The organism is Kitasatospora sp. NPDC089797 (assembly GCF_040684795.1).
In the GTDB taxonomy this organism is placed as follows: Bacteria; Actinomycetota; Actinomycetes; order Streptomycetales; family Streptomycetaceae; genus Kitasatospora.
Genome location: NZ_JBFBGS010000003.1, coordinates 87,346 through 112,552, shown reverse-complemented (window position 1 = coordinate 112,552; position 25,207 = coordinate 87,346). Strand labels below are relative to the sequence as shown.

The window sequence follows — 25,207 nt, the reverse complement described above, 5'->3', positions numbered from 1 at the left end:
ATTGCACATTGCTTGCAATTACCTCTGCCAGGCAGCAGAGTGGTGCTCGGGGGTGGGAGTCCTTCGACCGAGCTGATCGTCTTCCCAACCGGCGCCCGCCGGGACAACGGCTCACCCCACCCCCGCCAACTTCCCTCCCGCCGCCCGGCGGTCGCGTCAAGACCGCGTCAAGGGCACTGGTGGCGGCGTCAGGAACGCGTAGGGGGCAGGCCCGGCCGGGGCGTGCGAACCGCAGGATTCGGAGCAACTACCGACTGCGGAGGTCCCGTCCGATGTCCAGCGCCATTTCCACCCCGGCCGTGACGGCCGACGAGCCACCGGATACCGGGGCGGCCGACGAGCGGCACCGGCTCAGCGCGGTCGGCGGGCTCGCCGCGCTGTCGCTGGACGCGATGGCCTCCGTGGCGTACGGCCCCGAGTCGATCGTGCTGGTGCTGGCCGCGGCCGGTTCGTACGGGCTGGGCTTCACCCTCCCGGTCACGGTGGCGATCGCCGTCCTGCTCGCGGTGCTGGTCGCCTCCTACCGGCAGGTGATCGCGGCCTTCCCGGACGGCGGCGGTTCCTACGCGGTGGCCAAGGCGCACCTGGGCCGTCGGACGGCGCTGACCGCGGCCGCCTCGCTGGTGATCGACTACATCCTGAACGTCGCGGTATCGGTGACCGCCGGCGTGGCCGCGCTCACCTCGGCCATCCCGAGCCTGTACGACGACCGGGTCTGGCTCTGCCTGGGTGTGCTCGCCCTGGTGACCGCCGTCAACCTGCGCGGCATCGCCGAGTCGGCGCGCTGGTTCATGGCGCCGACGGCCGTCTTCGTGCTGTCCATCCTGGCGATCATCGTGGTCGGCCTGTTCCGGGACGCCCCGGCGAGCACCGCGGCCGCCGCCGGGCACGCCTCGGTGCTCGCCGAGAACGCCACCGCGGTCGGCGCGCTGCTGCTGCTCAAGGCCTTCGCGGCGGGCTGCTCGGCGCTGACCGGCGTCGAGGCGGTGGCCAACGCCGTCCCCTCCTTCCGCACCCCGCGGGTCAAGCGGGCCCAGCACACCGAGGTGATGCTCGGCGCCCTGCTCGGCGTGATGCTGATCGGCCTGGCCGTGCTGATCGGCCGCTTCCACCTCCAGCCGGTCGACGGCGTCACCGTGCTCGCCCAGCTCGCCGACGCCTCGCTCGGCCACGGCCTGGGCTTCTTCGTGGTCCAGTTCTCCACCGTGGTCCTGCTCGGCCTCGCCGCCAACACCTCCTTCGGCGGCCTGCCGGTGCTGATGGACCTGCTCGCCCGGGACAACCACCTGCCGCACGTCTTCGCGCTGCGCGCCGACCGCCAGGTGTACCGGTACGGCGTGCTGTTCCTGGCCGCGGTGTCGGCCGTGCTGCTGGTCGGTTCCGGCGGTGACGTCAACAGCCTGGTGCCGCTGTTCTCGATCGGTGTGTTCGTCGGCTTCACCATCTGCCAGGTCGGCATGGTCCGGCACTGGCACCTGCACCGCCCGGCCGGCTGGCAGTGGAAGGCCGCGCTGAACGGCTTCGGCGCGGTGCTGACCGGCGTCGCGACCCTGGTGGTGACCGGCACCAAGTTCACCGAGGGCGCCTGGGGCATCGTGGTCGCCCTGCCGCTGCTGGTGGTGCTGTTCGAGGCGATCCACCGCAGCTACGGGCGGATCGGCGAGCGGCTGGAGCTCGGCCGGGTGCCGGGCGCGGTGACCCGCCAGCGCAGCCTGGTGATCGTCCCGGTGACGGCGATCACCCGGCTCACCCGGGACGGCCTGTCGGCGGCGCTGTCGCTCGGCGACGAGGTGTTCGCGGTGACCGTGGTGCACGACCCGGCCGACGCCGAGGCGCTGCGCCGGGACTGGGAGCTGTGGCAGCCCGGGGTGCCCCTGCTGGAGGTCCCGGAGGACCGACGGCGGCTGGGCCAGCCGATCGCCGAGTTCGTCAACCGGCTCGGCGAGGAGCACGCCTACGACCGGCTCACCGTGCTGATCCCCGAGGTCGAGCCCGCCCACTGGTGGCAGCGCGCGCTGCAGAACCGGCGCGGCGCCGTGATCGACCGCGCCCTGCGCCGGCACACCGACGCGGTGGTCTGCCGGCTGCGGATGCGGATGTGATCTGCGGGAGACGGGGGCGACGGGGGAGGCGGGGGAACCGGGGGAACAGCAGAGGCGGCAGACCGGAGGAAGCAGCGGGACCGCAGGACACCGACGGGTGAACGTACGGGCCCCGGGGCGGCAGCCAGCCGCGCCGGGGCCCGTTCCCGTCCGCACCCTGTCCGCGGCGTCCGCTCCGGTGCCCGCTCCGGCGTCCGCAGCGCCCACGCCGGGGCTCGCGACGCCCACGCCGGAGCCCGCAGCGTCCGCACCGGCGCCTCCGCAACCGGTCTCGGCCCGGGGAACTCCCGGTCTCGGCCTGGTCACGGCGGTCTCGGCCCGGTGAAGCGGGCGTCAAGGTCGCGTCAACGCACCGCATTCACCCGTATGGAGGGCGTCAGGAGCCCCTAACGCGCCTTAGACGGCTGGTTTGCTGCATCTGCCGGTTGTCCGCCGGTGCCGCTCGAAACCCCACCGGGGTGTGCGCGGCATCTCCCGAACCACGCTGGTGGAGCCCATGTCCGATCTCATCTACGTCGGTGTCACGGTCGCCGTGTTCGCCGTCATCGCCCTGATCGCGCGGGGGGTGGAGAAGCTGTGAGTGCCGAGAACATCGCTGGTCTGGTCGTGGCCGTCGCTCTCGTCGGCTACCTCGTCGTGGCGCTGATCTTCCCGGAGAAGTTCTGACATGGGATCCACTCTCGCGGGCTGGATGCAGGCCCTCGCCCTCGTCGGCGCACTGGCCCTGTGCTACCGCCCCCTCGGCGACTACATCGCCAAGACCCTCACCACCTCGAAGCACCTCAGAGTCGAGCGCGGCATCTACAAGCTGATCGGCGTCGACGGTGACGCCGATCAGCGTTGGCCGGTGTACCTGCGCTCGGTGATCGCCTTCTCGGCCGTCTCGGTGCTCTTCCTCTACGGTCTGATCCGGCTCCAGGGCTACCTGATGCTGAGCCTGGGCGTTCCGCAGATGGAGGGCCACCAGGCCTGGAACACCGCGATCTCCTTCGTCGCCAACACCAACTGGCAGTCCTACAGCGGCGAGTCCGCGATGGGCCACGTGGCGCAGATGGCCGGCCTGGCGGTGCAGAACTTCGTCTCCGCGGCCGTCGGCATCGCCGTCGTCGCCGCGCTGATCCGGGGCTTCACCCGCAACCGGACCGACCGCGTCGGCAACTTCTGGGTGGACCTCACCCGGATCAACCTGCGCCTGCTGCTGCCGATCTCGATCGTGTTCGCGCTGATCCTGGCCGCCTCCGGCGTGGTCCAGAACTTCCACGGCTTCACCGACGTGACCACGCTCAGCGGCGAGGTGCAGAAGATCCCCGGCGGCCCGGTGGCCTCCCAGGAGGTCATCAAGCTGCTCGGCACCAACGGCGGCGGCTTCTACAACGCCAACTCGGCGCACCCGTTCGAGAACCCGACCGGCTTCTCCAACCTGGTCGAGATCTTCCTGCTGCTGGTGATCCCGTTCGCCCTGCCCCGGACCTTCGGCAAGATGGTCGGCGACAACCGCCAGGGCTACGCGATCGTCGCCGTGATGGGCCTGTTCTGGATCGCCTCGACCGCCCTGCTGACCTGGTCCGAGGCCTCGCACCACGGCGCCGCCCTGCAGGCCGCGGGCGCCGCGATGGAGGGCAAGGAACAGCGCTTCGGCATCGCCGGATCGACCCTGTTCGCCGCCTCGACCACGCTGACCTCGACCGGCGCGGTGAACTCCTTCCACGACTCGTTCACGCCGTTCGGCGGCGGGCTGACGGTCTTCAACATGATGCTCGGTGAGATCGCGCCCGGTGGTACCGGCTCCGGCCTCTACGGCATGCTGATCCTGGCCGTCGTCGCGGTGTTCGTGGCGGGCCTGATGGTCGGCCGCACCCCCGAGTACCTGGGCAAGAAGCTCGGCGGCCGCGAGATGAAGTTCGCCTCGCTGTACATCCTCACCACCCCGACCATCGTGCTGGTCGGCACCGGTGTGGCGATGGCCCTGCCGGGCGAGCGGGCCGGGATGCTCAACTCGGGTGCCCACGGCTTCTCCGAGGTGCTGTACGCGTTCACCTCGGCCGCCAACAACAACGGATCGGCCTTCGGCGGTCTGACCGTCAACACCGACTGGTACGACACCGCGCTCGGCCTGGCGATGATCTTCGGGCGACTGCTGCCGATCGTCTTCGTCCTGGCGCTGGCGGGCTCGCTCGCCCAGCAGCAGCCGGTTCCGGCCACTCCGGGCACCCTGCCCACCCACAAGCCGCTGTTCGTGGGCCTGCTGTCGGGCGTGATCCTGATCGTCGTCGGCCTCACCTACTTCCCGGCCCTGGCCCTCGGGCCGCTTGCGGAAGGTCTCTCCTGATGTCCACCCCTACGCTCAACCCCGCACCGGCCGACGACAAGGCCGAGGCCGCCGGGCCGCACAGAGTCCAGAGCGGCCTGCTCGACCCGAAGCTGATCGTCGCCTCCCTGCCGGACGCGGTGAAGAAGCTCGACCCCCGGGTGATGATCAAGAACCCGGTGATGTTCGTGGTCGAGGTGGGCTCGGTGGTGACCACCGTCTCCGCGATCGCCGACCCGTCCGTGTTCGCCTGGGCGATCACCGTCTGGCTCTGGCTCACCACGATCTTCGCCAACCTGGCGGAGGCCGTCGCCGAGGGCCGCGGCAAGGCCCAGGCCGACACCCTGCGCAAGACCAAGACCGAGAGCGTCGCCCGCCGGCTCACCAACTGGCCCGCCACCCAGGCCGAGGAGGAGGTGCCCGGCACCGCGCTCCAGCTCGGTGACCACGTGGTGGTCGAGGCCGGGCAGGTCATCCCCGGCGACGGCGACGTGGTCGAGGGTGTCGCCAGCGTCGACGAGTCGGCGATCACCGGTGAGTCCGCGCCGGTCATCCGGGAGTCCGGCGGTGACCGCTCCGCGGTGACCGGTGGCACCAAGGTGCTGTCCGACCGGATCGTGGTGAAGATCGCCTCGGAGCCCGGCAAGTCCTTCATCGACCGGATGATCGCCCTGGTCGAGGGCGCCGCCCGGCAGAAGACGCCGAACGAGATCGCGCTCAACATCCTGCTGGCCTCGCTGACCATCGTCTTCCTGGTCGCGGTCGTCACGCTCCAGCCGATGGCCACCTACGCGGGCGCCCCGCAGTCGATGATCGTCCTGGTCGCCCTGATCGTGGCGCTCATCCCGACCACCATCGGCGCGCTGCTCTCCGCGATCGGCATCGCGGGCATGGACCGCCTGGTCCAGCGCAACGTGCTGGCGATGTCCGGCCGTGCCGTCGAGGCCGCCGGCGACGTCAACACCCTGCTGCTCGACAAGACCGGCACCATCACCCTGGGCAACCGCCAGGCCGCCGAGTTCCTGCCCGCTCCGGGCGTCGGGACCGACGAACTGGCCAGCGCCGCCCAGCTCTCCTCCCTCGCGGACGAGACCCCCGAGGGCCGCTCGATCGTGGTCCTGGCCAAGACCGAGTACGGCCTGCGGGCCCGTGTCCAGGGCGAGCTGACGCACGCCACCTGGGTCCCGTTCACCGCCCAGACCCGGATGTCGGGTGTGGACCTGGACGAGGCCGACGGCGTCCACCAGGTCCGCAAGGGCGCCGCCGGCTCCGTCTCCAACTGGGTGACGGAGAACGGCGGTTCGGTCGGGGACGAGGTCGCGACCCTGGTCGACGGCATCTCCGCCGCCGGTGGCACCCCGCTGGTGGTGGCCACCAAGGTCGGCAGCAAGCCCGCCCGCGTCCTCGGGGTCATCCACCTCAAGGACGTGGTCAAGGAGGGCATGCGGGAGCGCTTCGACGAGCTCCGCCGGATGGGCATCAAGACCATCATGATCACGGGCGACAACCCGCTGACCGCCAAGGCGATCGCGGAGGAGGCCGGCGTGGACGACTTCCTCGCCGAGGCCACGCCCGAGGACAAGATGGCCCTGATCAAGAAGGAGCAGGAGGGCGGCAAGCTGGTCGCGATGACCGGCGACGGCACCAACGACGCCCCCGCGCTCGCCCAGGCCGACGTCGGCGTCGCGATGAACACCGGGACCATGGCGGCCAAGGAGGCCGGCAACATGGTCGACCTGGACTCCAACCCGACCAAGCTGATCGAGATCGTGGAGATCGGCAAGCAGCTGCTGATCACCCGCGGTGCGCTGACCACCTTCTCGATCGCCAACGACGTGGCCAAGTACTTCGCGATCATCCCCGCGATGTTCGCCGGGGTCTACCCGGGTCTGAAGCACCTCAACATCATGGGCCTGCACAGCCCGCAGTCCGCGATCACCTCGGCGATCATCTTCAACGCCCTGGTCATCGTCGGCCTGATCCCGCTCGCCCTGCGCGGCGTGAAGTACCGCCCGTCGGACGCCAGTTCGCTGCTGCGCCGGAACATCGGGATCTACGGGTTCGGCGGTCTGGTGGTGCCGTTCGTCGGCATCAAGCTGATCGACCTGATCGTCCAGTTCATCCCCGGCCTCAACTGACGCAGGGAAGAGGAGAGAAACACCATGTCCAAGCCCCTGCCGACGACCATCCGCACCCACTTCACCGCGCTGCGCGCGCTGCTGGTGCTCACGGTGATCCTCGGAATCGCCTACCCGCTGCTGATCACCGGGATCAGCCAGGTCGCGTTCAGCGACAAGGCCAACGGCTCGATCGTGTCCGCCGACGGCAAGCAGATCGGTTCCAGCCTCCTCGGCCAGAACTACAACCTGCCGAAGAAGAACCCGGACGACCCGAAGGAGGACCCGGTCCCGGACCCGAAGTTCTTCCAGCCGCGGCCCTCCGCCAACAACTACGCCGGCGACAACTCCGGCGCCAGCAACCTCGGTCCGAACAGCGACGACCTGCTCAAGGCGGTCAACGACCGCCGCGCCGCCGTCGCCGCGTTCGACGGCGTCGACCCGGCGAGCGTCCCGGCCGACGCGCTGGAGGCCTCCGGCTCCGGCCTCGACCCGCACATCTCGGTGGACTACGCCAAGGAGCAGGTCAACCGGGTCGCCAAGGAGCGCAACCTGTCGGCCGACGCGGTCGCCAAGCTGGTCGACAAGTACACCGAGGGCCGCTCGCTCGGCTTCCTCGGCCAGCCGGGCGTCAACGTCGTGCTGCTCAACAGGGCCGTCAGCGAAGCGAAGTGACGCGACAGTGACACCACACCCGATACCAGGGTGACCGGGCCGGCCCGGGCACGGGAGGATGCCTCCCGCGCCCGGGTCGGCCGCCCCGTATCCGCAGACGCGTACCGCCCAGCCGTCAGCTCCCGATGGAAAGAAGCAGTGCCCATGGCCCGCGACCTCACCCCCGGCTCCGGCATCCGCACCGGTCGGCTGAGGGTGTACCTCGGCTCCGCCCCGGGGGTCGGCAAGACCTACCGGATGCTGGACGAGGCCCGGCGCAGACAGGAGCGCGGGGCCGATGTCGTGGTCGGGTACATCGAGTGCCACGGCCGGCGGCACACCGAGGCCATGACCGACGGTCTGGAGGTCCTGCCGCGCGTCCACCGCGCCTACCGCGACGCCGAGTTCGAGGAGATGGACCTCGACGGGGTGCTCGCCCGCCGCCCGTCCGTCGTCCTGGTCGACGAACTGGCGCACACCAACATCCCCGGCGGCCGGCACGCCAAGCGCTGGCAGGACATCGAGGAACTGCTCGCCGCCGGGATCGACGTCATCACCACCGTCAACATCCAGCACCTGGAATCGCTGAACGACGTCGTCCAGAAGATCACCGGGATCCCGCAGCGGGAGACCGTCCCGGACGAGGTGGTCCGTCGGGCCGACCAGCTCGAACTCGTCGACATGGCGCCGCAGGCGCTGCGCCGGCGGATGGCCCATGGCAACGTCTACAAGGCGGAGAAGGTGGACGCCGCGCTCTCCAACTACTTCCGGGTCGGGAACCTCACCGCCCTGCGCGAGCTCGCCCTGCTCTGGGTGGCCGGCCGGGTCGACGAGGGGCTGCGCGACTACCGGGCCAGCCACAAGATCGACCGGGTCTGGGAGACCCGCGAGCGGGTGGTCGTCGCCCTCACCGGCGGCCCGGAGGGCGAGACCCTGATCCGGCGCGCCGCCCGGATCGCCGCCGCCGCGGGCGGCGAACTGCTGGCCGTGCACGTCTCCCGCAGCGACGGTCTGGCCGGAGCCTCCTCCGCCTCGCTCGCCCAGCAGCGACAGCTGGCCGAGAGCATCGGCGGCAGCTACCACGTGGTGGTCGGGGACGACGTCCCGACCGCGCTGCTCGCCTTCGCCCGCGCCCACGACGCCACCCAGCTGGTGCTCGGCACCAGCCGCCGCGGCCGGATCAACCGCTTCCTCACCGGCCCCGGCACCGGCCAGACCACCGTGGACGCCTCCGAGGACATCGACGTCCACATGGTCACCCACGAGTTCACCGGCCGCGGCCGGCTGCCCTCGCTGGGCCGGCGGCACTCCCGGCGCCGCACCGTCCTCGGCTACGCGGCGGGCCTGGCGGTGCCCTGGCTGCTCACCGGCCTGCTCTCCCAGGCCCACGGCAGCATCAACCTCACCACCGACGCGCTGATCTTCCAGCTCGGCGTGGTCATCGTCGCCCTGCTCGGCGGCGCGATGTCCGCCCTGGTGGCCGCGTTCATCGCCTCGGTGCTGCTGAACTACTACTTCATCCCGCCGGTCCACAGCCTGACCATCGGCGAGACCAACAACATCGTCGCCCTGGTGGTCTTCGCCGCGATCGCGCTCGCCGTCTCCACCGTGGTGGACCACGCCGGCCGGCTCACCAGCCGGGCCGCCCGCGCCACCGCCGAGGCGGAGACCCTCTCCACCCTGGCCGGCAGCGTGCTGCGCGGCGCCGACGCCCTGCCCGCGCTGCTGGAGAAGTCCCGGACGGCCTTCGGCATGCAGACCGTCGCGCTGCTCTCCCGCTCCGACGGCGAGGTGCTGGCCCACTGCCAGGCCGAGCACCCGGACGGGGACGAGGCGCAGCACGAGACCACCGAGGTGCCGGTCGGCGTCGACGCCGTCCTGGTGCTCACCGGTCGCCGGCTGCCCGCCGCCGACCAACGGGTGCTCACCGCCTTCGCCGCCCACGTCGCCGCCGCCCTGGAGCGCGACCGGCTGGCCGTGGTCGCCGCCGAGGTCGAGCCGATCAAGGCCGCCGACCGGATGCGCACCGCGCTGCTCGCCGCGGTGAGCCACGACCTGCGCACCCCGCTCGCCGCCGCCCGCGCCTCGGTCGGCTCGCTGCGCAGCCCCGACGTCGAGTTCTCGCCCGAGGACCAGGCCGAACTCCTCGCCACCGCCGACGAATCGCTGGTCAAGCTCACCCGACTGGTGGACAACCTGCTCGACATGAGCCGCCTCCAGGCCGGCGCGCTCACCCTGCACCTCACCGAGACCCACCTGGACGAGATCCTGCCCAGGGCGCTCGACAGCCTGCCCGACCCGTACGCGCCGATCCAGCCGCTGGACCTGGACACCGCCCCGCCGGTGCTCGCCGACCCGCCGCTGCTGGAGCGGGTGCTCGCCAACGTGATCACCAACGCGCTGCGGTACAACGCCCCCGGCGCGCCCGTGCTGGTCACCGCCAGCCACCACGCCGACCAGGTCGAGGTCCGGGTGATCGACCGCGGCCCGGGCATCGCCCCCGAGGACCGGGACCGGATCTTCCTGCCCTTCCAGCGGCTCGGCGACACCGACAACACCACCGGGGTCGGCCTCGGCCTGGCCCTCTCCCGGGGCCTCGCCGAGGCCATGGGCGGCAGCCTGGAGGTGGAGGACACCCCGGGGGGCGGCACCACCATGCTGCTCACCCTGCCCGCCGCCACCGGGGGCTTCGAGGCCGGGGAGATCGGGGCCGAGCCCTTCGCCGCCGAGCACGTCGCCACCGAGCATGTCGCCACCGAGCACGTCGAGACCGAGCACGTCGCCGCAGGGGAGGAGCCGCCGCGCCATGAGTGACCGAAGCGAACGAGGTGAGCGGAGCTCCGAGAACTCCGAGATCCTCGTCGTCGACGACGAACCGGCCCTGCTGCGCACCCTGCGGATCAACCTCAGCGCCCGGCAGTACTCGGTGCGCACCGCCGCCAGCGGCGGCGAGGCGCTCGACCGGGCCGCGCACTCCGTCCCGGACGCCGTCCTGCTCGACCTGGGCCTGCCCGACCTCGACGGCATGGACGTGCTGCGCGGGCTGCGCACCCACAGCGCGGTGCCGATCATCGTGCTCTCCGGCCGGTCCGACGCCGCCGACAAGATCGGCGCGCTGGACGCGGGCGCCGACGACTACCTCACCAAGCCGTTCCTGATGGACGAGCTGCTGGCCCGGCTGCGGGCGGTGCTGCGCCGGCCGCTGGGCGCCGTCCCGCCGGGCCGGCCGGTGATCGGCGACCACACCGTCGACCTCGCGGCCACCACGGTGCTCGGCCCGGGTGGCCCGGTGCGGCTCACCCCGACGGAGTGGCGGATCCTCAGCCTGCTGCTCGCCAACCCGGGCCGGCTGGTGCCCGGGCGGCAGATCCTGCGCGAGGTGTGGGGCCCCGCGCAGGAGGCGCGCGGCAACTACCTGCGGGTCTATCTCGCCGGGCTGCGACGCAAGTTGGAGCGGGACCCGGCCCGTCCGCGGCACCTGATCACCGAGCCGGGGATCGGGTACCGGTACGTCCCGTAGCCGGGGGCGCAGCCGAGGATCGTCAACGAGCCGTCAAGAGCCGCCCGGTGGGCGACAGGGGAGCGTCAAGGCCGGTCGGCGGCGGTGTTCCGTGGTCGTAGTGTCGGTGTCGAAGCGAGCGGGCCCTGCTCCATGTGGGGGAAGCCTGGGACCCGTTCCAGCCGCCGTCCAAGGGCGGCCAGTAGTGGGGGAGGGGCGCGCGACTCAGGTCGCGCGCCCCTTGGTTTTCGCCCGCTCCTCCTCGACGTGCTCAGCAGTCCGCGCCGCCGGACTGCCGGGGCAGCGCCAGCGCCACGGTGTCCGCGAACTCCCGCACCGCGCTGGTCCGGCTGACCACCCGGCCGCTGTGCACCACCAGCCGGCTGTGCCCGCCGGCGAGCGCCCCGGCCAGGCTGTCCCCGCGCACCGCCAGCAGCTCCGCCGGGAATCCGGCGTCCACCCGCACCGGCGGCAGCCCGAGCGCCGCCCTGGCCTGGTTGGCCACCGCGTCGTAGGCCGCCTCCGGATCCAGCTCCCCGGTCGCCGCGAGCAGGTAGGCCGACTCCAGCGGGTCGGCCCGGCCGACCGGGTTGGACTGGTCGCGCAGCGCGCCGCTGCCCGCCGCCAGCGGCACCCGGGCGGTGGTCAACTCCCGTACCAGGCCCGGCCGCGGGCCGGTCGGACGGCCCTCCAGCCCGGTGCAGCCGCCGTTCTGCGGCAGCCAGACCACCCGCACCCCGCTGGTCGCCAGCACGGTGGACGCGCCGCGGGCCAGCGCGCCGCACGGGCCGAGCGTGACCCGGGGTCGCAGCGGTGCCAGGACGCCCGCCAGCCGGGCGAGTTGGGCCGCGTCGACGGCGGTGGTGTGCAGGTCCACCGGGCAGTCCGCCTCCCGGGCGGCCTCCAGCAGCAGGTGCACGTACCCGCTGGGGTCGGGGTCGAGCTCCGGGCAGCCGCCGGCCGCGGTGGCGCCCAGCTTGAGGGCCTCGCGCAGCTGGGCCCGGCCGTCCGCGCCGGCCCGGCCGGTGAGCAGCCGGGGCATCGCCACCGCTTGGAGCTCGGCCAGGCCGCGCAGCGCCTGGCGGGCGGTGAGCACCGCCTCCAGCCGGCCCAGCCCGTGCACGTCGCCGATCCGCACGTGGGTGCGCTGGGCGGTGGCGCCGTAGCCGAGCGAGGTGAGCGCGGCCTCGGTGACCCGGCGGGTGAGGTCGGCGGGGGTGTCCGGCGGCGGGGCGGGCAGGGCGGCGGAGAAGGCGGAGTCGTAGTGGCCGTGCGCCTCGGCGGGGGCCGGGAGCAGCAGGTAGCCGCGGAGGTCGATCCGGGCGCCGGTGGTGACGGTGGGGGCGCCGGGCAGGGCGGGCAGCGGGCCGAGGCTGCCGACGGTGCCGACCGCCTGGATCCGGTCGCCGCTGATCCGGACGTCCACCACCCGTCCGTCGACCAGTCGGGCTCCGGTGAGCAGCAGGACCGGGCCGTGCCCGAGCGGGTTGGCCGCCGGGCCGGGCCCCGGGTGCGGCCCGTCGGCGGCTGCGCTGTCCATCGCCGGCTCCTTCTCGCGCTGGCCAGTGGGCCCCGGGGGCCCGTGGGGAGTGGGGCCCCGAGGGGGATCGGCCGGTGCCCCGGTCAATGAGGGTCGAGCCTATGGCGCACGGGGGCGGGGTGCCGGGAGGCGGGCAATAGTCGTATCGGCTCGGGGCGCACGGCTCACCGGCCGATCGAACACCCTGCCTTGGATCGTCCGTCCGTCCACCGCGCCGACCTGCGGTCATGGCCCCGGGATACGGATTTCACCTCTGGGCGCGGAACGTGTAATCTCTTCCTCGTTCGCCCCTATAGCTCAGTCGGTAGAGCGTCTCCATGGTAAGGAGAAGGTCTGCGGTTCGATTCCGCATGGGGGCTCTGGTGAAAGGCAGTCAGCTTCGGCTGGTCTGCTGATCACTGTGGCGGTGTAGCTCAGTTGGTAGAGCAAGCGGCTCATAATCGCTGTGTCACCGGTTCAAGTCCGGTCACCGCTACCCCGCGTAGTCGGTCGGGAGATCGCACTCCCGGTCGGCTACTCTTGTTGTGTTCTTATTCGTTGTCCAAGGAAGGCACTCCCGTGGCTGCCACCGACGTCCGCCCGAAGATCACGCTGGCCTGCGTGGAGTGCAAGGAGCGGAACTACATCACCAAGAAGAACCGGCGTAACGACCCGGACCGTCTTGAGATGAAGAAGCACTGCCCCCGCTGCAACTCGCACACCGCGCACCGCGAGACCCGCTGACCCTGTCGCAGGGCGCCGGGCCTGTGTGAATTCAGGTCTTCGACTCCGGACCGCACCCCTCAACAGGGGGTGCGGTCCGGAGTCATTTTCGTACCCGTCCGCGTTCCACCGTGTTCCGAGGAGCTGCCATGGCGCTCGACCCCGCCTTCATCGGGCGTAGTTACCCGCCCACCGATCCGTACGAGGTCGGCCGGGAGAAGATCCGTGAGTTCGCGACCGCGATCGGTGACGCCAACCCGGCGTACACCGACGCGGAGGCCGCGAAGGCGCTGGGCCACCAGGACGTGATCGCCCCGCCGACCTTCCCGTTCGCGATCGCCTTCCGGGCGGCCGGCCAGGTGGTCGAGGACCCCGAGCTGGGTCTGGACTACAGCCGGGTGGTGCACGGTGACCAGAAGTTCCAGTACAGCCGCCCGGTGCAGGCCGGCGACCGGCTGACGGTCGCGGTGACCATCGACAACATCAAGTCGCTGGCGGGCAACGACGTGCTCACCGTCCGTGGCGAGGTGGCGGACGAGACCGGCGAGCACGTGGTGACGGCGATCATGACGCTGGTGGCCCGGGCCGCCGACGTGGCGGGGGAGTGAGCGCGATGGCGATCAACTACGACGAGGTCGAGGTCGGCACCCAGCTGCCGGCGCAGTCCTTCCCGGTGACCCGCGCCACACTGGTGCAGTACGCGGGCGCCTCCGGCGACTTCAACCCGATCCACTGGAACGAGAAGTTCGCGCTGGAGGTCGGCCTGCCGGACGTCATCGCGCACGGCATGTTCACCATGGCTGAGGCGATCCGGGTGGTCACCGACTGGGTCGGCGACCCGGCCGCGGTGGTCGAGTACGGCGTGCGCTTCACCCGGCCGGTGCCGGTGCCGAACGACGGGGTCGGCGCGGTGATCGAGGTCTCGGCCAAGGTCGCCAAGAAGCTGGACGACCGCAAGGTGCAGGTCGACCTGCTGGCCACCTCGGGCGGGCAGAAGGTGCTGGGGATGTCGCGGGCGGTCGTCCGGCTGGCCTGAGCCCCCCTCCTCCGGCGTCGACCGCCCGGTAGCCCGTGCCACGGGCCGCCGGGCGGTCCGTGCTTTCCGGAGGGTTCGGGGCGCCCGGGGCCTTGCGGAGATAGTGATTGGTCACTAACTTTGCTCCCATGGCGAAGACGAGCATGCGGATGAGTGCGGAGGAGCGGCGCGAGAGCGTCGTCCGGGCCGCGGTGATCGAGTTCGCCAGGAACGGCTACCGGGGCACCTCCACCGAGGCGATCGCCCGCCGGGTGGGCGTCTCGCAGCCGTACCTGTTCCGACTGTTCGCCGGCAAGCAGGCGATCTTCACGGCCGCCGCCGAGCGCTGCATCGAGGAGACCTGGCGGGTCTTCGACGAGGCGTCGACCGGGCTGACCGGCGAGGAGGCCGCCGCGGCGATGTCCGAGGCCTACATGGGCCTGGTCGAGGACAGCGAGCAGCTGATGATGCAGATGCAGCTCTACGTCTCGGTGTTCGCCTCCCGGATGGCCGGCGAGGACGAGATCGGCGAGACCGCCCGGCGGCTGTGGGGGGAGCTGTTCGAGCGGGTCCGGGAGCGGGTCGGCGGAGACGTCGAGGGCACCACGGAGTTCTTCGCCTACGGGATGCTGATCAACGCCCTGGTGGCGCTGGGCTTCCCCAGGGAGCACCGGATCTGGGACGGGTTCGGCGACAAGGCGGCTGACGGGACGGCCGACGGGACGGCCGGGAAGACGGCGGAGCGGACGGCCGGGTAGGCAGTCGGGGGAGCGGGTCGTACGGCGGGGTCCGTGCGGCCTTTTCCCGGCCCCGGAAAGTTAGTGATCAATAACTATCTAGGAAACGGTGGGGGAAGTCATGACGGACAACACGGCCGGGAACGCGCCGGGGGGCGCGGCGGAGAAGCCGGGCCTGGGCCGCACCGGCGTCTGGACCCTGGTGATCACGGCCCTCGCGGGCTTCATGGCCGCCCTGGACAACCTGGTCGTCACCACCGCGCTGCCGTCCATCCGGGAGGAGCTCGGCGGCGGGCTCTCCGACCTGGAGTGGACGGTCAGCGCCTACACCCTGTCCTTCGCCGTGCTGCTGATGTTCGGCGCGGCGCTCGGCGACCGCTTCGGCCGCCGCCGGATGTTCCTGATCGGGCTCACGCTCTTCACGGCCGGCTCGGCCGCGGCCGCGCTCTCGCCCGGCATCGGCGAGCTGATCGCCGCCCGGGCCGTCCAGGGCGTCGGCGCCGCGGTGTCGATGCCGCTCACCCTCACCCTGCTGACCGCCGCCATCCCCGCGGCCAAGCGCGGCATGGCCTTCGGCATCTGGGCGGGCGTCAACGGCCTCGCCATCGCCACCGGGCCGCTGGTCGGCGGTGCCCTGACCGAGCAGTTCTCCTGGCAGTGGATCTTCTGGGTGAACGTCCCGGTCGGCCTCGTGCTGGTGCCGCTGGCCGCCCTGAAGCTGCGGGAGAGCAGGGGCGCGAGCCCGGCGCTGGACACGGTCGGCACGGTGCTGGTCAGCCTCGGCCTGTTCGGCGTGGTGCTCGGCCTGATCCGCGGCAACCCGGACGGCTGGACCAGCCCGCTGGTGCTGACCGCGCTGACCGGCGGCGTGCTGCTGCTGATCGCCTTCGTCCGGTACGAGCAGCGCGGTGCCGAGCACCCGATGCTGCCGATGCGGCTGTTCCGCAACAAGACCTTCACCGCCGTCAACGCCTCCGGCCTGCTGATGTCGCTCGGGATGTTCGGCTCGATCTTCCTGATCAGCCAGCACCTCCAGACCGTCGGCGGCTACACCCCGCAGGAGGCCGGCATCCGGATGCTCCCGTGGACCGGGGTGGGGCTGATCGTCGCGCCGGTGGCCGGCCTGCTGGCCGACCGCTTCGGCGGCCGCCCGATCGTGGTCGGCGGGCTGGTGCTGCAGGGCGTCGGGCTCGGGCTGTACGCGGCGATCAACGCCGGGCTGGGGCACTACGCGTACGGCCCGGTCGTCCCCGCCGTGGTGATGTGCGGAATCGGCATGTCGATGTACTTCGCGCCGACCGCCGCGATGGTGATGGACAGCGTCCGGCCGGAGGAGCAGGGCATCGCCTCCGGCGCCAACAACGCGCTGCGCGAGGTCGGCGGCGCGCTCGGGGTGGCCGTGCTGGCGGCGGTCTTCTCGGAGCAGGGCGGCGACGGCTCGGCGCGGACCTTCGTCGACGCGATGGTGCCCGCGCTGTACGTCGGGGCCGCGGTGGTGCTGGCGGCCGGGGCCTGCGCGCTGCTGCTGCCGGGCCGGGCGAAGCCGGTCGCGGCGGTGGCCGCCGAGCAGGCGGCGGCGAGCGGGCCCGCCGAGGAGGCTGCGCCCGCTGAGGGGAGCGCGCCTGCCGAGGACGCCGACCGGGCCGCGGAAGCCGAGCAGGCCGACGACGTCGAGGCGGCGGACCGGGCCGAGGAGACGGACCGGGCCGGGGCGGCCACCGCGCTCGCGGACGGGCAGCCGGTTCCGGCCGAGGCGGCGAAGGCCTGAGCGGCGGGCCCGGGCCACGGGGGCGGCCGGCCGGCCGCCCCCGTCCCCGTACGCTGGTGGGCGTGCTGGTAGAAAACGACGCCCCCCTCGCCCCGCTCACCACGCTCCGGCTCGGCGGCCCGGCCCGCCGACTGGTGACCGCCCACACCGACGACGAGGTGATCGCCGCCGTCCGCGGCGCCGACGCGGCCGGCGAGCCGCTGCTGGTGATCGGCGGCGGCTCCAACCTGGTGATCGGCGACGCCGGCTTCCCCGGCACGGTGCTGCGGATCGCCACCACCGGCTTCGCCCTGGACGGCACGGTGCTGGAGCTGGCGGCCGGCGAGGTGTGGTCGGAGGCGGTCGCCCGCACGGTGCGCGAGCACGGCCTGGCCGGGATCGAGTTCCTGGCCGGCATCCCCGGCTCGGCCGGCGCGACCCCGGTGCAGAACGTCGGCGCCTACGGCCAGGAGGTGGCCCAGACGGTCACCGAGGTGGTCGCGTACGACCGCGCCGAGGACCGGGTGGTCACCCTGACGAACGCCGAGTGCGCGTTCTCCTACCGGCACAGCCGCTTCAAGGCCGAGCCGGACCGCTACGTGGTGCTCCGGGTCCGGTTCGCGCTGGCGGACCACGCCGGGCTCTCCACCCCGGTCAAGTACGCCGAGGTGGCCCGGCACTTCGGGGTCGAGCAGGGTGAGCGGGTGCCGCTGGGCGAGGCCCACGAGGCGGTGCTGGGGCTGCGCTCGGGCAAGGGCATGGTGCTCGACCCGGCGGACCACGACACCTGGTCGGCCGGCTCCTTCTTCACCAACCCGGTGCTCACGGCGGCGCAGTACGAGTCCTTCCGCACCCGTCCGGGCACCGAGAACGCCCCCGCCTACCCGGCCCCGGAGGGCTGCACCAAGACCTCGGCGGCCTGGCTGATCGACCGGGCGGGCTTCGGCAAGGGCTACGGCGACGGCCCGGCGACCCTCTCCACCAAGCACACCCTGGCGCTCACCAACCGCGGTGCGGCCACCGCCGAGGACCTGCTGGCCCTGGCCCGGGAGATCCGGGACGGGGTCCGCGAGGCCTTCGGGGTGGAGCTGGTGAACGAGCCCGTGATGGTGGGCGTCAAGCTCTAACCGGCGAGGGGCCGGGCGGGGCTCGCGACCGGCTCCGGGACGCCCACCAGCCAGCCGTCGATGTCCGCCAGCAGCTCCTTGCGGACGGCCTCCGGCGCGCACGAGCCGCGCACCGACTGCCGTGCCAGCTCGGCGAGTTCGGCGTCGCTGAAGCCCAGGGCGGTGCGGGCCAGGTCGTACTGGGCGGCCAGTCGGCTGCCGAACAGCAGCGGGTCGTCCGCGCCGAGCGCCAGCGGCACCCCGGCGTCGAACAGCCGCCGCAGCGGCACCTCCTCGGGGTGCTCGTAGACGCCGAGCGAGACGTTGGAGGACGGGCAGACCTCGCAGGTGATCTGGCGGTCCGCCAGCCGGGCCATCAGCCGCTGGTCCTCGGCGGCCCGCACGCCGTGGCCGATCCGGCCGGCGCCCAGGTCGTCCAGGCAGTCCCGCACGGACTCCGGCCCGGCCAACTCGCCGCCGTGCGGGGCGGCCAGCAGCCCGCCCTTCCGGGCGATCTCGAAGGCCCGGTCGAAGTCCCGTGCCAGGCCGCGGCGTTCGTCGTTGGAGAGGCCGAACCCCACCACCCCGTGGTCGGCGTAGCGGACCGCCAGCCGGGCCAGCGTCCGGGCGTCCATCGGGGACTTCATCCGGTTCGCCGCGACCAGCACCCGGATGTCCACCCCGGTGGCCGCCGAGGCCTGCCGGACCGCGTCGAGGATCAGCTCGAGCGCGGGGATCAGCCCGCCCAGCCGGGGCGCGTAGGAGGTCGGGTCGACCTGGATCTCCAGCCAGCGGGAGCCGTCCCGCCGCTCGTCCTCGGCGGTCTCCAGCACCAGCCGGCGGATGTCCGACTCGTCCCGGAGCACCGAGCGGGCGGTGTCGTAGAGCCGCTGGAAGCGGAACCAGCCGCGCTCGTCGGTGGCCCGCAGCTTGGGCGGCTCGCCGGAGCTGAGGGCCTCCGGCAGCCGGACGCCGTGCTTGTCGGCCAGTTCCAGCAGGGTGGCGGGCCGCATCGAGCCGGTGAAGTGCAGGTGCAGATGGGCCTTCGGGAGGCCCCTGACGTCTCGCGGGTTCAACAGGCGTTCCATTCGCCGATACTGCCGCATCCGGCCCCCGAACGGGAACCGCCCCCTTTCCGTCCCCCGAAGGGGTGAAAGGGGGCGGTGTGGAGCGTGAACCCCGTGCGCCGGGTTGACGAAGGGGTCAGTCGCGGGCCTCGCCGAGCAGCTTCTGCAGCCGGCCGACGCCCTCGACCAGGTCGGCGTCCCCGAGCGCGTAGGAGAGCCGCAGGTAGCCGGGGGTGCCGAAGGCCTCGCCCGGGACGACCGCGACCTCGGCCTCGTCCAGGATCAGGGCGGCCAGCTCGCCGGAGGTCTGCGGGCGCTTGCCGCGGATCTCCTTGCCCAGCAGGCCCTTGACCGACGGGTAGGCGTAGAACGCGCCCTCGGGCTCGGGGCAGAGGACGCCCTCGATCTCGTTGAGCATCCGCACGATGGTCTTGCGGCGGCGGTCGAAGGCCTCGCGCATCGCGGCCACCGCGTCCAGGTCGCCCGCGACGGCGGCCAGCGCGGCGCGCTGGGCGACGTTGGAGACGTTCGAGGTGGCGTGCGACTGGAGGTTGGTCGCGGCCTTGATGACGTCCTTGGGGCCGATCACCCAGCCCACCCGCCAGCCGGTCATCGCGTACGTCTTGGCGACGCCGTTGACCACGATGCACTTGTCGGCCAGCTCGGGCAGCAGGGCCGGCAGCGAGGTGAAGGTCGCGTCGCCGTAGACCAGGTGCTCGTAGATCTCGTCGGTGAGCACCCACAGGCCGTGCTCCAGCGCCCAGCGGCCGATCTCCTCGGCCTCGGCCTCGGTGTACACCGCGCCGGTCGGGTTGGACGGCGAGACGAACAGCACCACCTTGGTGTTCTCGGTGCGGGCGGCCTCCAGCTGCTCGACCGAGACCTTGTAGCCGGTGGTCTCGTCGGCGACGACCTCCACCGGGACGCCGCCGGCCAGCTGGACCGACTCGGGGTAGGTGGTCCAGTACGGCGCCGGGATGATCACCTCGTCGCCCGGGTCCAGGATCGCGGCGAAGGCCTCGTAGATCGCCTGCTTGCCGCCGTTGGTCACCAGCACCTGGGAGGCGTCCACCTCGTAGCCGGAGTCGCGCAGCGTCTTGGCGGCGATCGCGGCCTTCAGCTCGGGCAGGCCACCCGCCGGGGTGTAGCGGTGGTTCTTCGGGTCGCGGCAGGCCTCGACGGCCGCCTCGACGATGTAGTCCGGCGTGGGGAAGTCGGGCTCGCCGGCACCGAAGCCGATCACCGGGCGGCCGGCGGCCTTGAGGGCCTTGGCCTTGGCGTCCACGGCGAGGGTCGCGGACTCGGCGATCGCGCCGATCCGGGCGGAGACCCGGCGGTCGGCGGGACGGACGGACTGGTCGGGCTGCGGGGTGGAAGCGCTCATGCCTGCATCGTCGCAGAACCGGGACGGACCGGGCAGCGTGGTTTCAGCATCCGTACGGCTCCGTCCGCATCGCGGCCCCCGCCGATCCGTCGGCGGCCGCCGCCCCGGGCCGGACATCTGCCGGGCGGTCGGCGGTCCCGGAAGAAGAGGTTCGACCAAACACCCCTCGACCACGTACACTCACTGCTCGACGGCCCGCCGAAAAAGAACCGGAGCTTTCACCGCCTGTGCAGACAGTCGGGGGAGATGCGGTAGGTTGGTCGACACCGGAGTCGTCAGACTCCGTAGGGCAATAGCTCAATTGGTAGAGCACCGGTCTCCAAAACCGGCGGTTGGGGGTTCAAGTCCCTCTTGCCCTGCTGTTCGATCCGTTTCCAGCCCGTTCGCTCCACAGAGCGAGCGGGCTTGATGCGGAGAGGGCACCGATCAGCACCGCTTAAGCCGACCGCTCGTGCCTGTTCCGGGTACGCAGGTGATGTTGGCCGGACCCGGATTCAGGTGAGGACGAGTGACGGAGACCACGGGCTCCACCGCAACGCCTGAGAGCGGCAACCCTGAGGGGACCGACGGCGCTGCCGAGACCACTGCTGCCGAGGGCGACAAGACGTCCGGCAAGCAGAAGAAGTCCGGCAAGCGGGCCAAGAAGGGCCTGTTCGCGCGAATGGGTCTGTTCTACCGCCAGATCATCGCCGAGCTGCGCAAGGTCGTCTGGCCCACCAAGGGTGAGCTCACCAACTACACCGCCGTCGTGGTCACGTTCGTCGTGGTCATGATGGCCGTGGTCGCCGGTCTGGACTACGGCTTCTCCAAGCTGAGCCTCTTCGTCTTCGGCTGATCGAACCCCACCCCGAGAACCACCCCCGACCCGGGCCGAAATCATCGGCCCGGGTCGAGCTGTCGGCGGCGGACGTACGCGCGCGTACCGTGGACTCGGTACTGTTGAAGTCTCCGAGACCTCTCCTGGCGCCCGCGCGAGCGGCTGCGCGCCGGTCCGGTTCCGGAGCGCGCCACCTTCACCATCTCCAGGAAAGAAGCAGCCACCGTGTCTGAGTCCCCCCTGTACGACGCCGACGAGACCGTCCGCGAGGCGGATGTCGCCGCCGAGCTGGACGCGGCCGAGCTGGCTGACGACGTCGAGTCCGCCGAGCAGATCGTGGACGCCGCGGACAGCGACGAGGACGAGGTCGAGGCGGACGACGAGGCCGAGGCCGGCGAGCCCGCCGAGGAGACCGCGCTGCACGTGGAGGGCGACGAGGAGCCCGCCGCCGAGGAGTCGGTCGAGGAGGCCGCCGCCGAGGAGGCCGCCGAGGCCGAGGACGAGGCCGAGGTCGACCCGGTCGCCAAGTTCCGCGAGGACCTGCGCTTCGCGGCGGGCGAGTGGTACGTGATCCACACCTACGCCGGCTACGAGAACCGGGTGAAGCAGAACCTGGAGCAGCGCGCCGTCTCGCTGAACGTCGAGGAGTACATCTTCCAGGCCGAGGTGCCGCAGGAGGAGGTCGTCCAGATCAAGAACGGCGACCGCAAGACCATCCGCCAGAACAAGCTCCCCGGCTACGTCCTGGTGCGCATGGACCTCACCCCGGAGTCCTGGGGCGTCGTGCGCAACACCCCGGGTGTCACCGGCTTCGTCGGCAACGCCTACGACCCGTACCCGCTGACCCTGGACGAGGTCGTCAAGATGCTCGCCCCCGACGTCGAGCGCCAGGCGGCCAAGGAGGCCGGCAAGCCCTCGCCGATCAAGCCGAGCGAGATCCAGGTGCTGGACTTCGAGGTCGGCGACTCGGTCACCGTCACCGACGGCCCGTTCGCGACCCTCCAGGCGACCATCAACGAGATCAACCCCGACTCGAAGAAGGTCAAGGGCCTGGTCGAGATCTTCGGCCGGGAGACCCCGGTCGAGCTCTCCTTCGACCAGATCCAGAAGAACTAGTCCCACGGTCTTCGGATTCGGGGCGGGGCCGACGGCCCCGCCCCGAATCCGTTTTGGTCCAGCGGCGCGGACGCGTTAGCCTGGTCCGATGTGTGTGCTGGCGACCGGGTGTCGCCCCGGTTCCGCACGCACCAGCAATCACCTCTCGGAAGGACCCGGAGAGACATGCCTCCCAAGAAGAAGAAGGTCACGGGGCTTATCAAGCTCCAGATCAACGCCGGTGCGGCCAACCCCGCGCCGCCGGTCGGCCCCGCGCTGGGTCAGCACGGCGTCAACATCATGGAGTTCTGCAAGGCCTACAACGCTGCGACCGAGTCGCAGCGCGGCATGATCGTGCCGGTGGAGATCACGGTCTACGACGACCGTTCCTTCACCTTCATCACGAAGACGCCGCCGGCCGCGCGCCTCATCCTGAAGGCCGCCGGCATCGACAAGGGCTCCAGCGAGCCGCACAAGACCAAGGTCGCCAAGCTCACCAGCGCCCAGGTCCGCGAGATCGCCACCACCAAGATGCCCGACCTGAACGCCAACGACCTGGACGCCGCGGAGAAGATCATCGCCGGCACCGCCCGGTCGATGGGCATCACCGTCGAGGGCTGAAAAGCCCCCTTGTCCCTTGTGGTAGGGCCCGCGCAGGCCCGAGACACCACAACTCCATTCACCATTCAGGAGCAGCCATGAAGCGCAGCAAGGCCCTGAAGGCCGCGGACGCCCAGGTCGACCGCGAGCGCCTTTACGCCCCCCTCGAGGCCGTCCGCCTCGCCAAGGCGACCAGCACCACCAAGTTCGACGGCACCGTCGAGGTCGCCATGCGTCTGGGTGTCGACCCGCGCAAGGCCGACCAGATGGTCCGCAGCACCGTGATCCTCCCGCACGGCACCGGTAAGACCGCTCGGGTCCTGGTCTTCGCGACCGGCGAGCGTGCCGAGGCCGCGCGTGCTGCGGGCGCCGACATCGTCGGTTCCGACGAGCTCATCGACGAGGTCGCCAAGGGCCGCCTGGACTTCGACGCCGTCGTCGCCACCCCGGACCTCATGGGCAAGGTCGGCCGCCTGGGCCGCGTGCTCGGTCCCCGTGGTCTGATGCCGAACCCGAAGACCGGCACCGTGACCCCGGACGTCGCGAAGGCCGTCAACGAGATCAAGGGCGGCAAGATCGAGTTCCGCGTCGACAAGCACTCGAACCTGCACTTCATCATCGGTAAGGCCTCCTTCACCGACGAGCAGCTGGTCGAGAACTACGCCGCCGCGCTGGACGAGGTGCTCCGCGCCAAGCCGTCCGCCGCCAAGGGCCGCTACATCAAGAAGACCGCGTTCTCGACCACCATGGGCCCCGGCATCCAGGTGGACCCGAACCGCACCCGCAACCTCCTCGTCGAGGAGGACCCGGCCGCGGTCTGAGCCCCAGCGCTCCGGAGCAGTCCGCACGGCGGGCCCGTACCCCCTTCACCGGGGGTGCGGGCCCGCCGTCGTTGCTCCCCCCGGGGTGGATGGGAACGGTTGGCCGAGTCGTCGTACGCTCTGCCGGTCAGATCATGTGGAGAATCCGTGACCGCCGGAGTGTGCCGTGCCGCCCGCCCTTCGCCCCGCCGTGCTCCTCGCGGCCCTGCTGCTGCTCGGCGCCACCACCGGTTGCAGCATGCTGGCCGTCCCGAGCGCGCGCGTCCCCGGTGACCCCGCGCCGATACCGCCCAAGCAGGTGGTGCTCACCGCCGCCCAGGCGCTGGACGACACCGGCGGCGCCCGGATCGACCTGGTGCGGGAGGGGCCGGACGGTCGGCGCACCGCGAGCGGCACGCTGGTCTGGGGGGACCGGGACGAGGCCGCGCTGACCGTCACCGACGAACTGGGCGCCGCCCGGCTGACCCTCCGGGACGGCGGGATCGACCTCGCCTACCAGGGCGGCGCGACCAAGCACGCGGAGCGGGTCACCGCGGAGTCGCTCGACCCGGCGGCCGGCCCCGACCCCGGTGGTTACGCGGGCGGCTGGATGACCGCGCTGGTCACCAACCCGGGCAGCCGGGCGTACGCGATCGCCCAGACCGACCGGCTCCGCTCGCTCGGCGGCGAGCAGTTGGCCGGATCGACCGTCGCGCACTACCAGGGGGCCGCCCCGGTGGCCGACTACTACGGCGCGGACCGGGAGTTGAGCCCGCAGCAACTCGCCTCGGTGGTGGGCTGGTACCGGCAGCGCGGGGTCGCGGAGATCGGGTACGACGTCTGGGTCGGCCCCGGCCAGCGGTTGCTGAGGCTGCGCGAGACGGCCCGGGGGAGTGCCGGAACCACGGTGACCACGACCGATGTCTCACCCTCCGGGGCGGGGGAGACGACGCCCGCCGCGACCGGCTGACGGGAGCGGGATATCCGGTGCGGTTCGCTCCTGGCGATCCGTTAGAGTCCGCTGAGAAGAAGCCGATGACCGGCTCTTCCGAAGAATATACGGGGGTACTTCCATGCGTGCTGTCCGCCTCGCGTCGACCGTGGCGACCGCCGCCGTGCTGCTGGCCGCCCTGACCGCCTGCGGCAGCAAGGGCGACTCCAAGAGCACGGCCGCCGACGCCAAGGACGCCGGCGCGGCCGCCGCCGCGGCCGGGCTGACCGCGGACCCGAAGGCCGCCCTCACCGCCGCCGCCCTGGTGATGCAGAAGGCGGGCAACGGCAAGGTCGCGATGACGTCCTCGGACCCCTCCGCCCCGGGCGGCAGCGGCACCGCGGACTGGAAGGACCCGGCCAAGGTCGCCGTGGACGTGTCCAGCGACCTCGGGGGCAAGAAGCTCAAGGTCCGGGTGATCGGTGCGGACGCCTACGTCGGCGGCGACGACGCCACGGCCGCGGCCCTCCAGGGGAAGCACTGGGTCAAGGTGCCCGCCTCGGAGGAGATGGGTGCCGGCTTCGGGGTGATGGGCCAGATGATGAACCCGGTCGCCCAGCTCACCGTCGCGGCCGGCAGCGGCAAGCTGACCAAGGTCGGCCAGGAGAGCGTGGACGGCGTCCAGACCACCCACCTGCGGGCCGTCGAGGACAGCGCCGCCCTGGTGGCCGGGATGACCTCGCTCACCCCGGAGCAGCGCCAGTCCGTCCAGAAGACGCTGGAGAAGGACGGCAAGACCCTGACCATCGACCTCTGGCTGAACGACAAGCAGGAGCTGGTCAAGTACCAGGAGTACGGCGACACCAACGGCGCGTCGCAGGCCGTCACGGTCACGTACTCCGACCTGGGCAAGGGCACCAAGGTCGAGGCGCCCGCCGCCGGGGACCTCGGCTCCCAGGCCGACCTGCTCAAGCTCTTCGGCTGAG

Annotated in this window: 23 protein-coding genes and 3 tRNA genes; 23 read left to right on the top strand and 3 right to left on the bottom strand. The window is 71.9% G+C overall.

Translation table 11 applies throughout. From position 1 onward, the window contains the following. Positions 1–272: 272 nt before the first annotated feature. From AB0O91_RS03805 to AB0O91_RS03770, 8 genes are all read left to right on the top strand, one after another. Positions 273–2,102 carry an APC family permease gene (locus AB0O91_RS03805; RefSeq protein WP_363427502.1) on the top strand — a complete coding sequence of 610 codons (1,830 nt, stop codon included), beginning with the start codon at positions 273–275 and terminating at the stop codon, positions 2,100–2,102. Positions 2,103–2,511: 409 nt separating this feature from the next. Continuing rightward, positions 2,512–2,682, top strand: a complete 171-nt coding sequence (locus tag AB0O91_RS03800) for a hypothetical protein (RefSeq protein ID WP_363427500.1) — start codon at positions 2,512–2,514, stop codon at positions 2,680–2,682. Next, the gene (kdpF, locus tag AB0O91_RS03795) at positions 2,679–2,768 is read left to right on the top strand and encodes a K(+)-transporting ATPase subunit F (protein WP_045693083.1); all 90 of its coding nucleotides are present in this window, start codon (positions 2,679–2,681) and stop codon (positions 2,766–2,768) included. The genes AB0O91_RS03800 and kdpF overlap by 4 nt, the downstream gene beginning before the upstream one ends. A 1-nt stretch (position 2,769) precedes the next feature. Further along, on the top strand, positions 2,770–4,431 hold the full coding sequence (gene kdpA / locus AB0O91_RS03790) for a potassium-transporting ATPase subunit KdpA (protein WP_363427498.1): 1,662 nt from the start codon (positions 2,770–2,772) through the stop codon (positions 4,429–4,431). Next, positions 4,431–6,548, top strand: a complete 2,118-nt coding sequence (kdpB, locus tag AB0O91_RS03785) for a potassium-transporting ATPase subunit KdpB (protein WP_363427496.1) — start codon at positions 4,431–4,433, stop codon at positions 6,546–6,548. Before kdpA ends, kdpB begins: the two co-directional genes overlap by 1 nt. Positions 6,549–6,572: 24 nt before the next feature. Next, a complete protein-coding gene (gene kdpC / locus AB0O91_RS03780) occupies positions 6,573–7,202 on the top strand; it encodes a K(+)-transporting ATPase subunit C (protein ID WP_363427494.1) in 630 nt (209 codons plus the stop codon). Between the two features lie 144 nt (positions 7,203–7,346). Then, a complete protein-coding gene (locus AB0O91_RS03775) occupies positions 7,347–9,995 on the top strand; it encodes an ATP-binding protein (protein WP_363427492.1) in 2,649 nt (882 codons plus the stop codon). Beyond that, the gene (locus tag AB0O91_RS03770) at positions 9,988–10,701 is read left to right on the top strand and encodes a response regulator (protein ID WP_363427490.1); all 714 of its coding nucleotides are present in this window, start codon (positions 9,988–9,990) and stop codon (positions 10,699–10,701) included. The genes AB0O91_RS03775 and AB0O91_RS03770 overlap by 8 nt, the downstream gene beginning before the upstream one ends. A 250-nt stretch (positions 10,702–10,951) precedes the next feature. On the opposite strand, the gene AB0O91_RS03765 is transcribed toward AB0O91_RS03770, so the two are convergent. Beyond that, on the bottom strand, positions 10,952–12,220 hold the full coding sequence (locus AB0O91_RS03765) for a hydrolase (RefSeq protein WP_363427488.1): 1,269 nt from the start codon (positions 12,218–12,220) through the stop codon (positions 10,952–10,954). 286 nt (positions 12,221–12,506) lie between these two features. On the opposite strand from AB0O91_RS03765, the gene AB0O91_RS03760 reads away from it, so the two are divergent. The 8 genes from AB0O91_RS03760 to AB0O91_RS03725 all read left to right on the top strand — a co-directional run bounded on the left by AB0O91_RS03760 (position 12,507) and on the right by AB0O91_RS03725 (position 17,548). Next, positions 12,507–12,579: transfer RNA gene (locus AB0O91_RS03760), tRNA-Thr, on the top strand. A gap of 43 nt (positions 12,580–12,622) precedes the next feature. Further along, positions 12,623–12,695 (top strand) — tRNA-Met (locus tag AB0O91_RS03755). 83 nt (positions 12,696–12,778) lie between these two features. Then, entirely contained in the window at positions 12,779–12,943 is a 165-nt protein-coding gene (gene rpmG, locus AB0O91_RS03750) for a 50S ribosomal protein L33 (RefSeq protein ID WP_006604855.1), read from the top strand. 128 nt (positions 12,944–13,071) lie between these two features. Next, the gene (locus tag AB0O91_RS03745) at positions 13,072–13,530 is read left to right on the top strand and encodes a MaoC family dehydratase N-terminal domain-containing protein (RefSeq protein ID WP_363427486.1); all 459 of its coding nucleotides are present in this window, start codon (positions 13,072–13,074) and stop codon (positions 13,528–13,530) included. Positions 13,531–13,535: 5 nt separating this feature from the next. After that, the gene (locus AB0O91_RS03740; RefSeq protein WP_363427484.1) at positions 13,536–13,958 is read left to right on the top strand and encodes a MaoC family dehydratase; all 423 of its coding nucleotides are present in this window, start codon (positions 13,536–13,538) and stop codon (positions 13,956–13,958) included. Positions 13,959–14,086: 128 nt separating this feature from the next. Beyond that, positions 14,087–14,695: a TetR/AcrR family transcriptional regulator gene (locus AB0O91_RS03735; RefSeq protein WP_363427482.1), complete on the top strand. Its 609-nt coding sequence runs from the start codon at positions 14,087–14,089 to the stop codon at positions 14,693–14,695. 100 nt (positions 14,696–14,795) lie between these two features. Further along, on the top strand, positions 14,796–16,442 hold the full coding sequence (locus AB0O91_RS03730; RefSeq protein WP_363427480.1) for an MFS transporter: 1,647 nt from the start codon (positions 14,796–14,798) through the stop codon (positions 16,440–16,442). A 62-nt stretch (positions 16,443–16,504) separates the two neighbouring features. Further along, the gene (locus AB0O91_RS03725) at positions 16,505–17,548 is read left to right on the top strand and encodes a UDP-N-acetylmuramate dehydrogenase (RefSeq protein WP_363427478.1); all 1,044 of its coding nucleotides are present in this window, start codon (positions 16,505–16,507) and stop codon (positions 17,546–17,548) included. Here the strand turns inward: AB0O91_RS03725 and AB0O91_RS03720 are convergent. Both AB0O91_RS03720 and AB0O91_RS03715 read right to left on the bottom strand, forming a co-directional pair. Continuing rightward, complete coding sequence (locus tag AB0O91_RS03720) at positions 17,545–18,615, bottom strand: adenosine deaminase (RefSeq protein ID WP_363427476.1); 1,071 nt, start codon at positions 18,613–18,615, stop codon at positions 17,545–17,547. The two genes, AB0O91_RS03725 and AB0O91_RS03720, sit on opposite strands and share 4 nt — an antisense overlap. Before the next feature lie 115 nt (positions 18,616–18,730). After that, positions 18,731–19,978, bottom strand: coding sequence for a pyridoxal phosphate-dependent aminotransferase (locus AB0O91_RS03715; RefSeq protein WP_363427474.1), 1,248 nt, complete (start codon positions 19,976–19,978; stop codon positions 18,731–18,733). Positions 19,979–20,264: 286 nt separating this feature from the next. Here AB0O91_RS03715 and AB0O91_RS03710 point away from each other — a divergent pair. The 7 genes from AB0O91_RS03710 (at position 20,265) to AB0O91_RS03680 (ending at position 25,206) form a co-directional block, all read left to right on the top strand. Continuing rightward, a tRNA-Trp gene (locus AB0O91_RS03710) sits at positions 20,265–20,337 on the top strand. Positions 20,338–20,486: 149 nt separating this feature from the next. Beyond that, the gene (secE, locus tag AB0O91_RS03705; RefSeq protein ID WP_363427472.1) at positions 20,487–20,813 is read left to right on the top strand and encodes a preprotein translocase subunit SecE; all 327 of its coding nucleotides are present in this window, start codon (positions 20,487–20,489) and stop codon (positions 20,811–20,813) included. Positions 20,814–21,020: 207 nt separating this feature from the next. Next, a complete protein-coding gene (nusG, locus tag AB0O91_RS03700) occupies positions 21,021–21,911 on the top strand; it encodes a transcription termination/antitermination protein NusG (protein WP_363427470.1) in 891 nt (296 codons plus the stop codon). A 165-nt stretch (positions 21,912–22,076) separates the two neighbouring features. Next, entirely contained in the window at positions 22,077–22,511 is a 435-nt protein-coding gene (gene rplK, locus AB0O91_RS03695) for a 50S ribosomal protein L11 (RefSeq protein ID WP_350511356.1), read from the top strand. A 77-nt stretch (positions 22,512–22,588) separates the two neighbouring features. Next, complete coding sequence (gene rplA / locus AB0O91_RS03690; protein ID WP_360342401.1) at positions 22,589–23,311, top strand: 50S ribosomal protein L1; 723 nt, start codon at positions 22,589–22,591, stop codon at positions 23,309–23,311. A gap of 166 nt (positions 23,312–23,477) precedes the next feature. After that, positions 23,478–24,260 carry a hypothetical protein gene (locus AB0O91_RS03685; protein WP_363427467.1) on the top strand — a complete coding sequence of 261 codons (783 nt, stop codon included), beginning with the start codon at positions 23,478–23,480 and terminating at the stop codon, positions 24,258–24,260. Positions 24,261–24,363: 103 nt separating this feature from the next. Beyond that, positions 24,364–25,206 (top strand): hypothetical protein, encoded by an 843-nt coding sequence (locus tag AB0O91_RS03680; RefSeq protein ID WP_363427465.1) that lies wholly within the window; start codon positions 24,364–24,366, stop codon positions 25,204–25,206. Position 25,207 lies beyond the last annotated feature (1 nt).

What these genes read in the sequence shown, in the direction of transcription:
- AB0O91_RS03805 (WP_363427502.1), top strand. Translation starts at nt 273, where the DNA reads ATGTCCAGCGCCATTTCCACCCCGGCCGTGACGGCCGACGAGCCACCG.
- kdpA (WP_363427498.1), top strand. Translation starts at nt 2,770, where the DNA reads ATGGGATCCACTCTCGCGGGCTGGATGCAGGCCCTCGCCCTCGTCGGC.
- kdpB (WP_363427496.1), top strand. Translation starts at nt 4,431, where the DNA reads ATGTCCACCCCTACGCTCAACCCCGCACCGGCCGACGACAAGGCCGAG.
- kdpC (WP_363427494.1), top strand. Translation starts at nt 6,573, where the DNA reads ATGTCCAAGCCCCTGCCGACGACCATCCGCACCCACTTCACCGCGCTG.
- AB0O91_RS03775 (WP_363427492.1), top strand. Translation starts at nt 7,347, where the DNA reads ATGGCCCGCGACCTCACCCCCGGCTCCGGCATCCGCACCGGTCGGCTG.
- AB0O91_RS03770 (WP_363427490.1), top strand. Translation starts at nt 9,988, where the DNA reads ATGAGTGACCGAAGCGAACGAGGTGAGCGGAGCTCCGAGAACTCCGAG.
- AB0O91_RS03765 (WP_363427488.1), bottom strand. Translation starts at nt 12,220, where the DNA reads ATGGACAGCGCAGCCGCCGACGGGCCGCACCCGGGGCCCGGCCCGGCG.
- AB0O91_RS03745 (WP_363427486.1), top strand. Translation starts at nt 13,072, where the DNA reads ATGGCGCTCGACCCCGCCTTCATCGGGCGTAGTTACCCGCCCACCGAT.
- AB0O91_RS03740 (WP_363427484.1), top strand. Translation starts at nt 13,536, where the DNA reads ATGGCGATCAACTACGACGAGGTCGAGGTCGGCACCCAGCTGCCGGCG.
- AB0O91_RS03735 (WP_363427482.1), top strand. Translation starts at nt 14,087, where the DNA reads ATGGCGAAGACGAGCATGCGGATGAGTGCGGAGGAGCGGCGCGAGAGC.
- AB0O91_RS03730 (WP_363427480.1), top strand. Translation starts at nt 14,796, where the DNA reads ATGACGGACAACACGGCCGGGAACGCGCCGGGGGGCGCGGCGGAGAAG.
- AB0O91_RS03720 (WP_363427476.1), bottom strand. Translation starts at nt 18,615, where the DNA reads ATGGAACGCCTGTTGAACCCGCGAGACGTCAGGGGCCTCCCGAAGGCC.
- AB0O91_RS03715 (WP_363427474.1), bottom strand. Translation starts at nt 19,978, where the DNA reads ATGAGCGCTTCCACCCCGCAGCCCGACCAGTCCGTCCGTCCCGCCGAC.
- rplK (WP_350511356.1), top strand. Translation starts at nt 22,077, where the DNA reads ATGCCTCCCAAGAAGAAGAAGGTCACGGGGCTTATCAAGCTCCAGATC.
- rplA (WP_360342401.1), top strand. Translation starts at nt 22,589, where the DNA reads ATGAAGCGCAGCAAGGCCCTGAAGGCCGCGGACGCCCAGGTCGACCGC.
- AB0O91_RS03680 (WP_363427465.1), top strand. Translation starts at nt 24,364, where the DNA reads ATGCGTGCTGTCCGCCTCGCGTCGACCGTGGCGACCGCCGCCGTGCTG.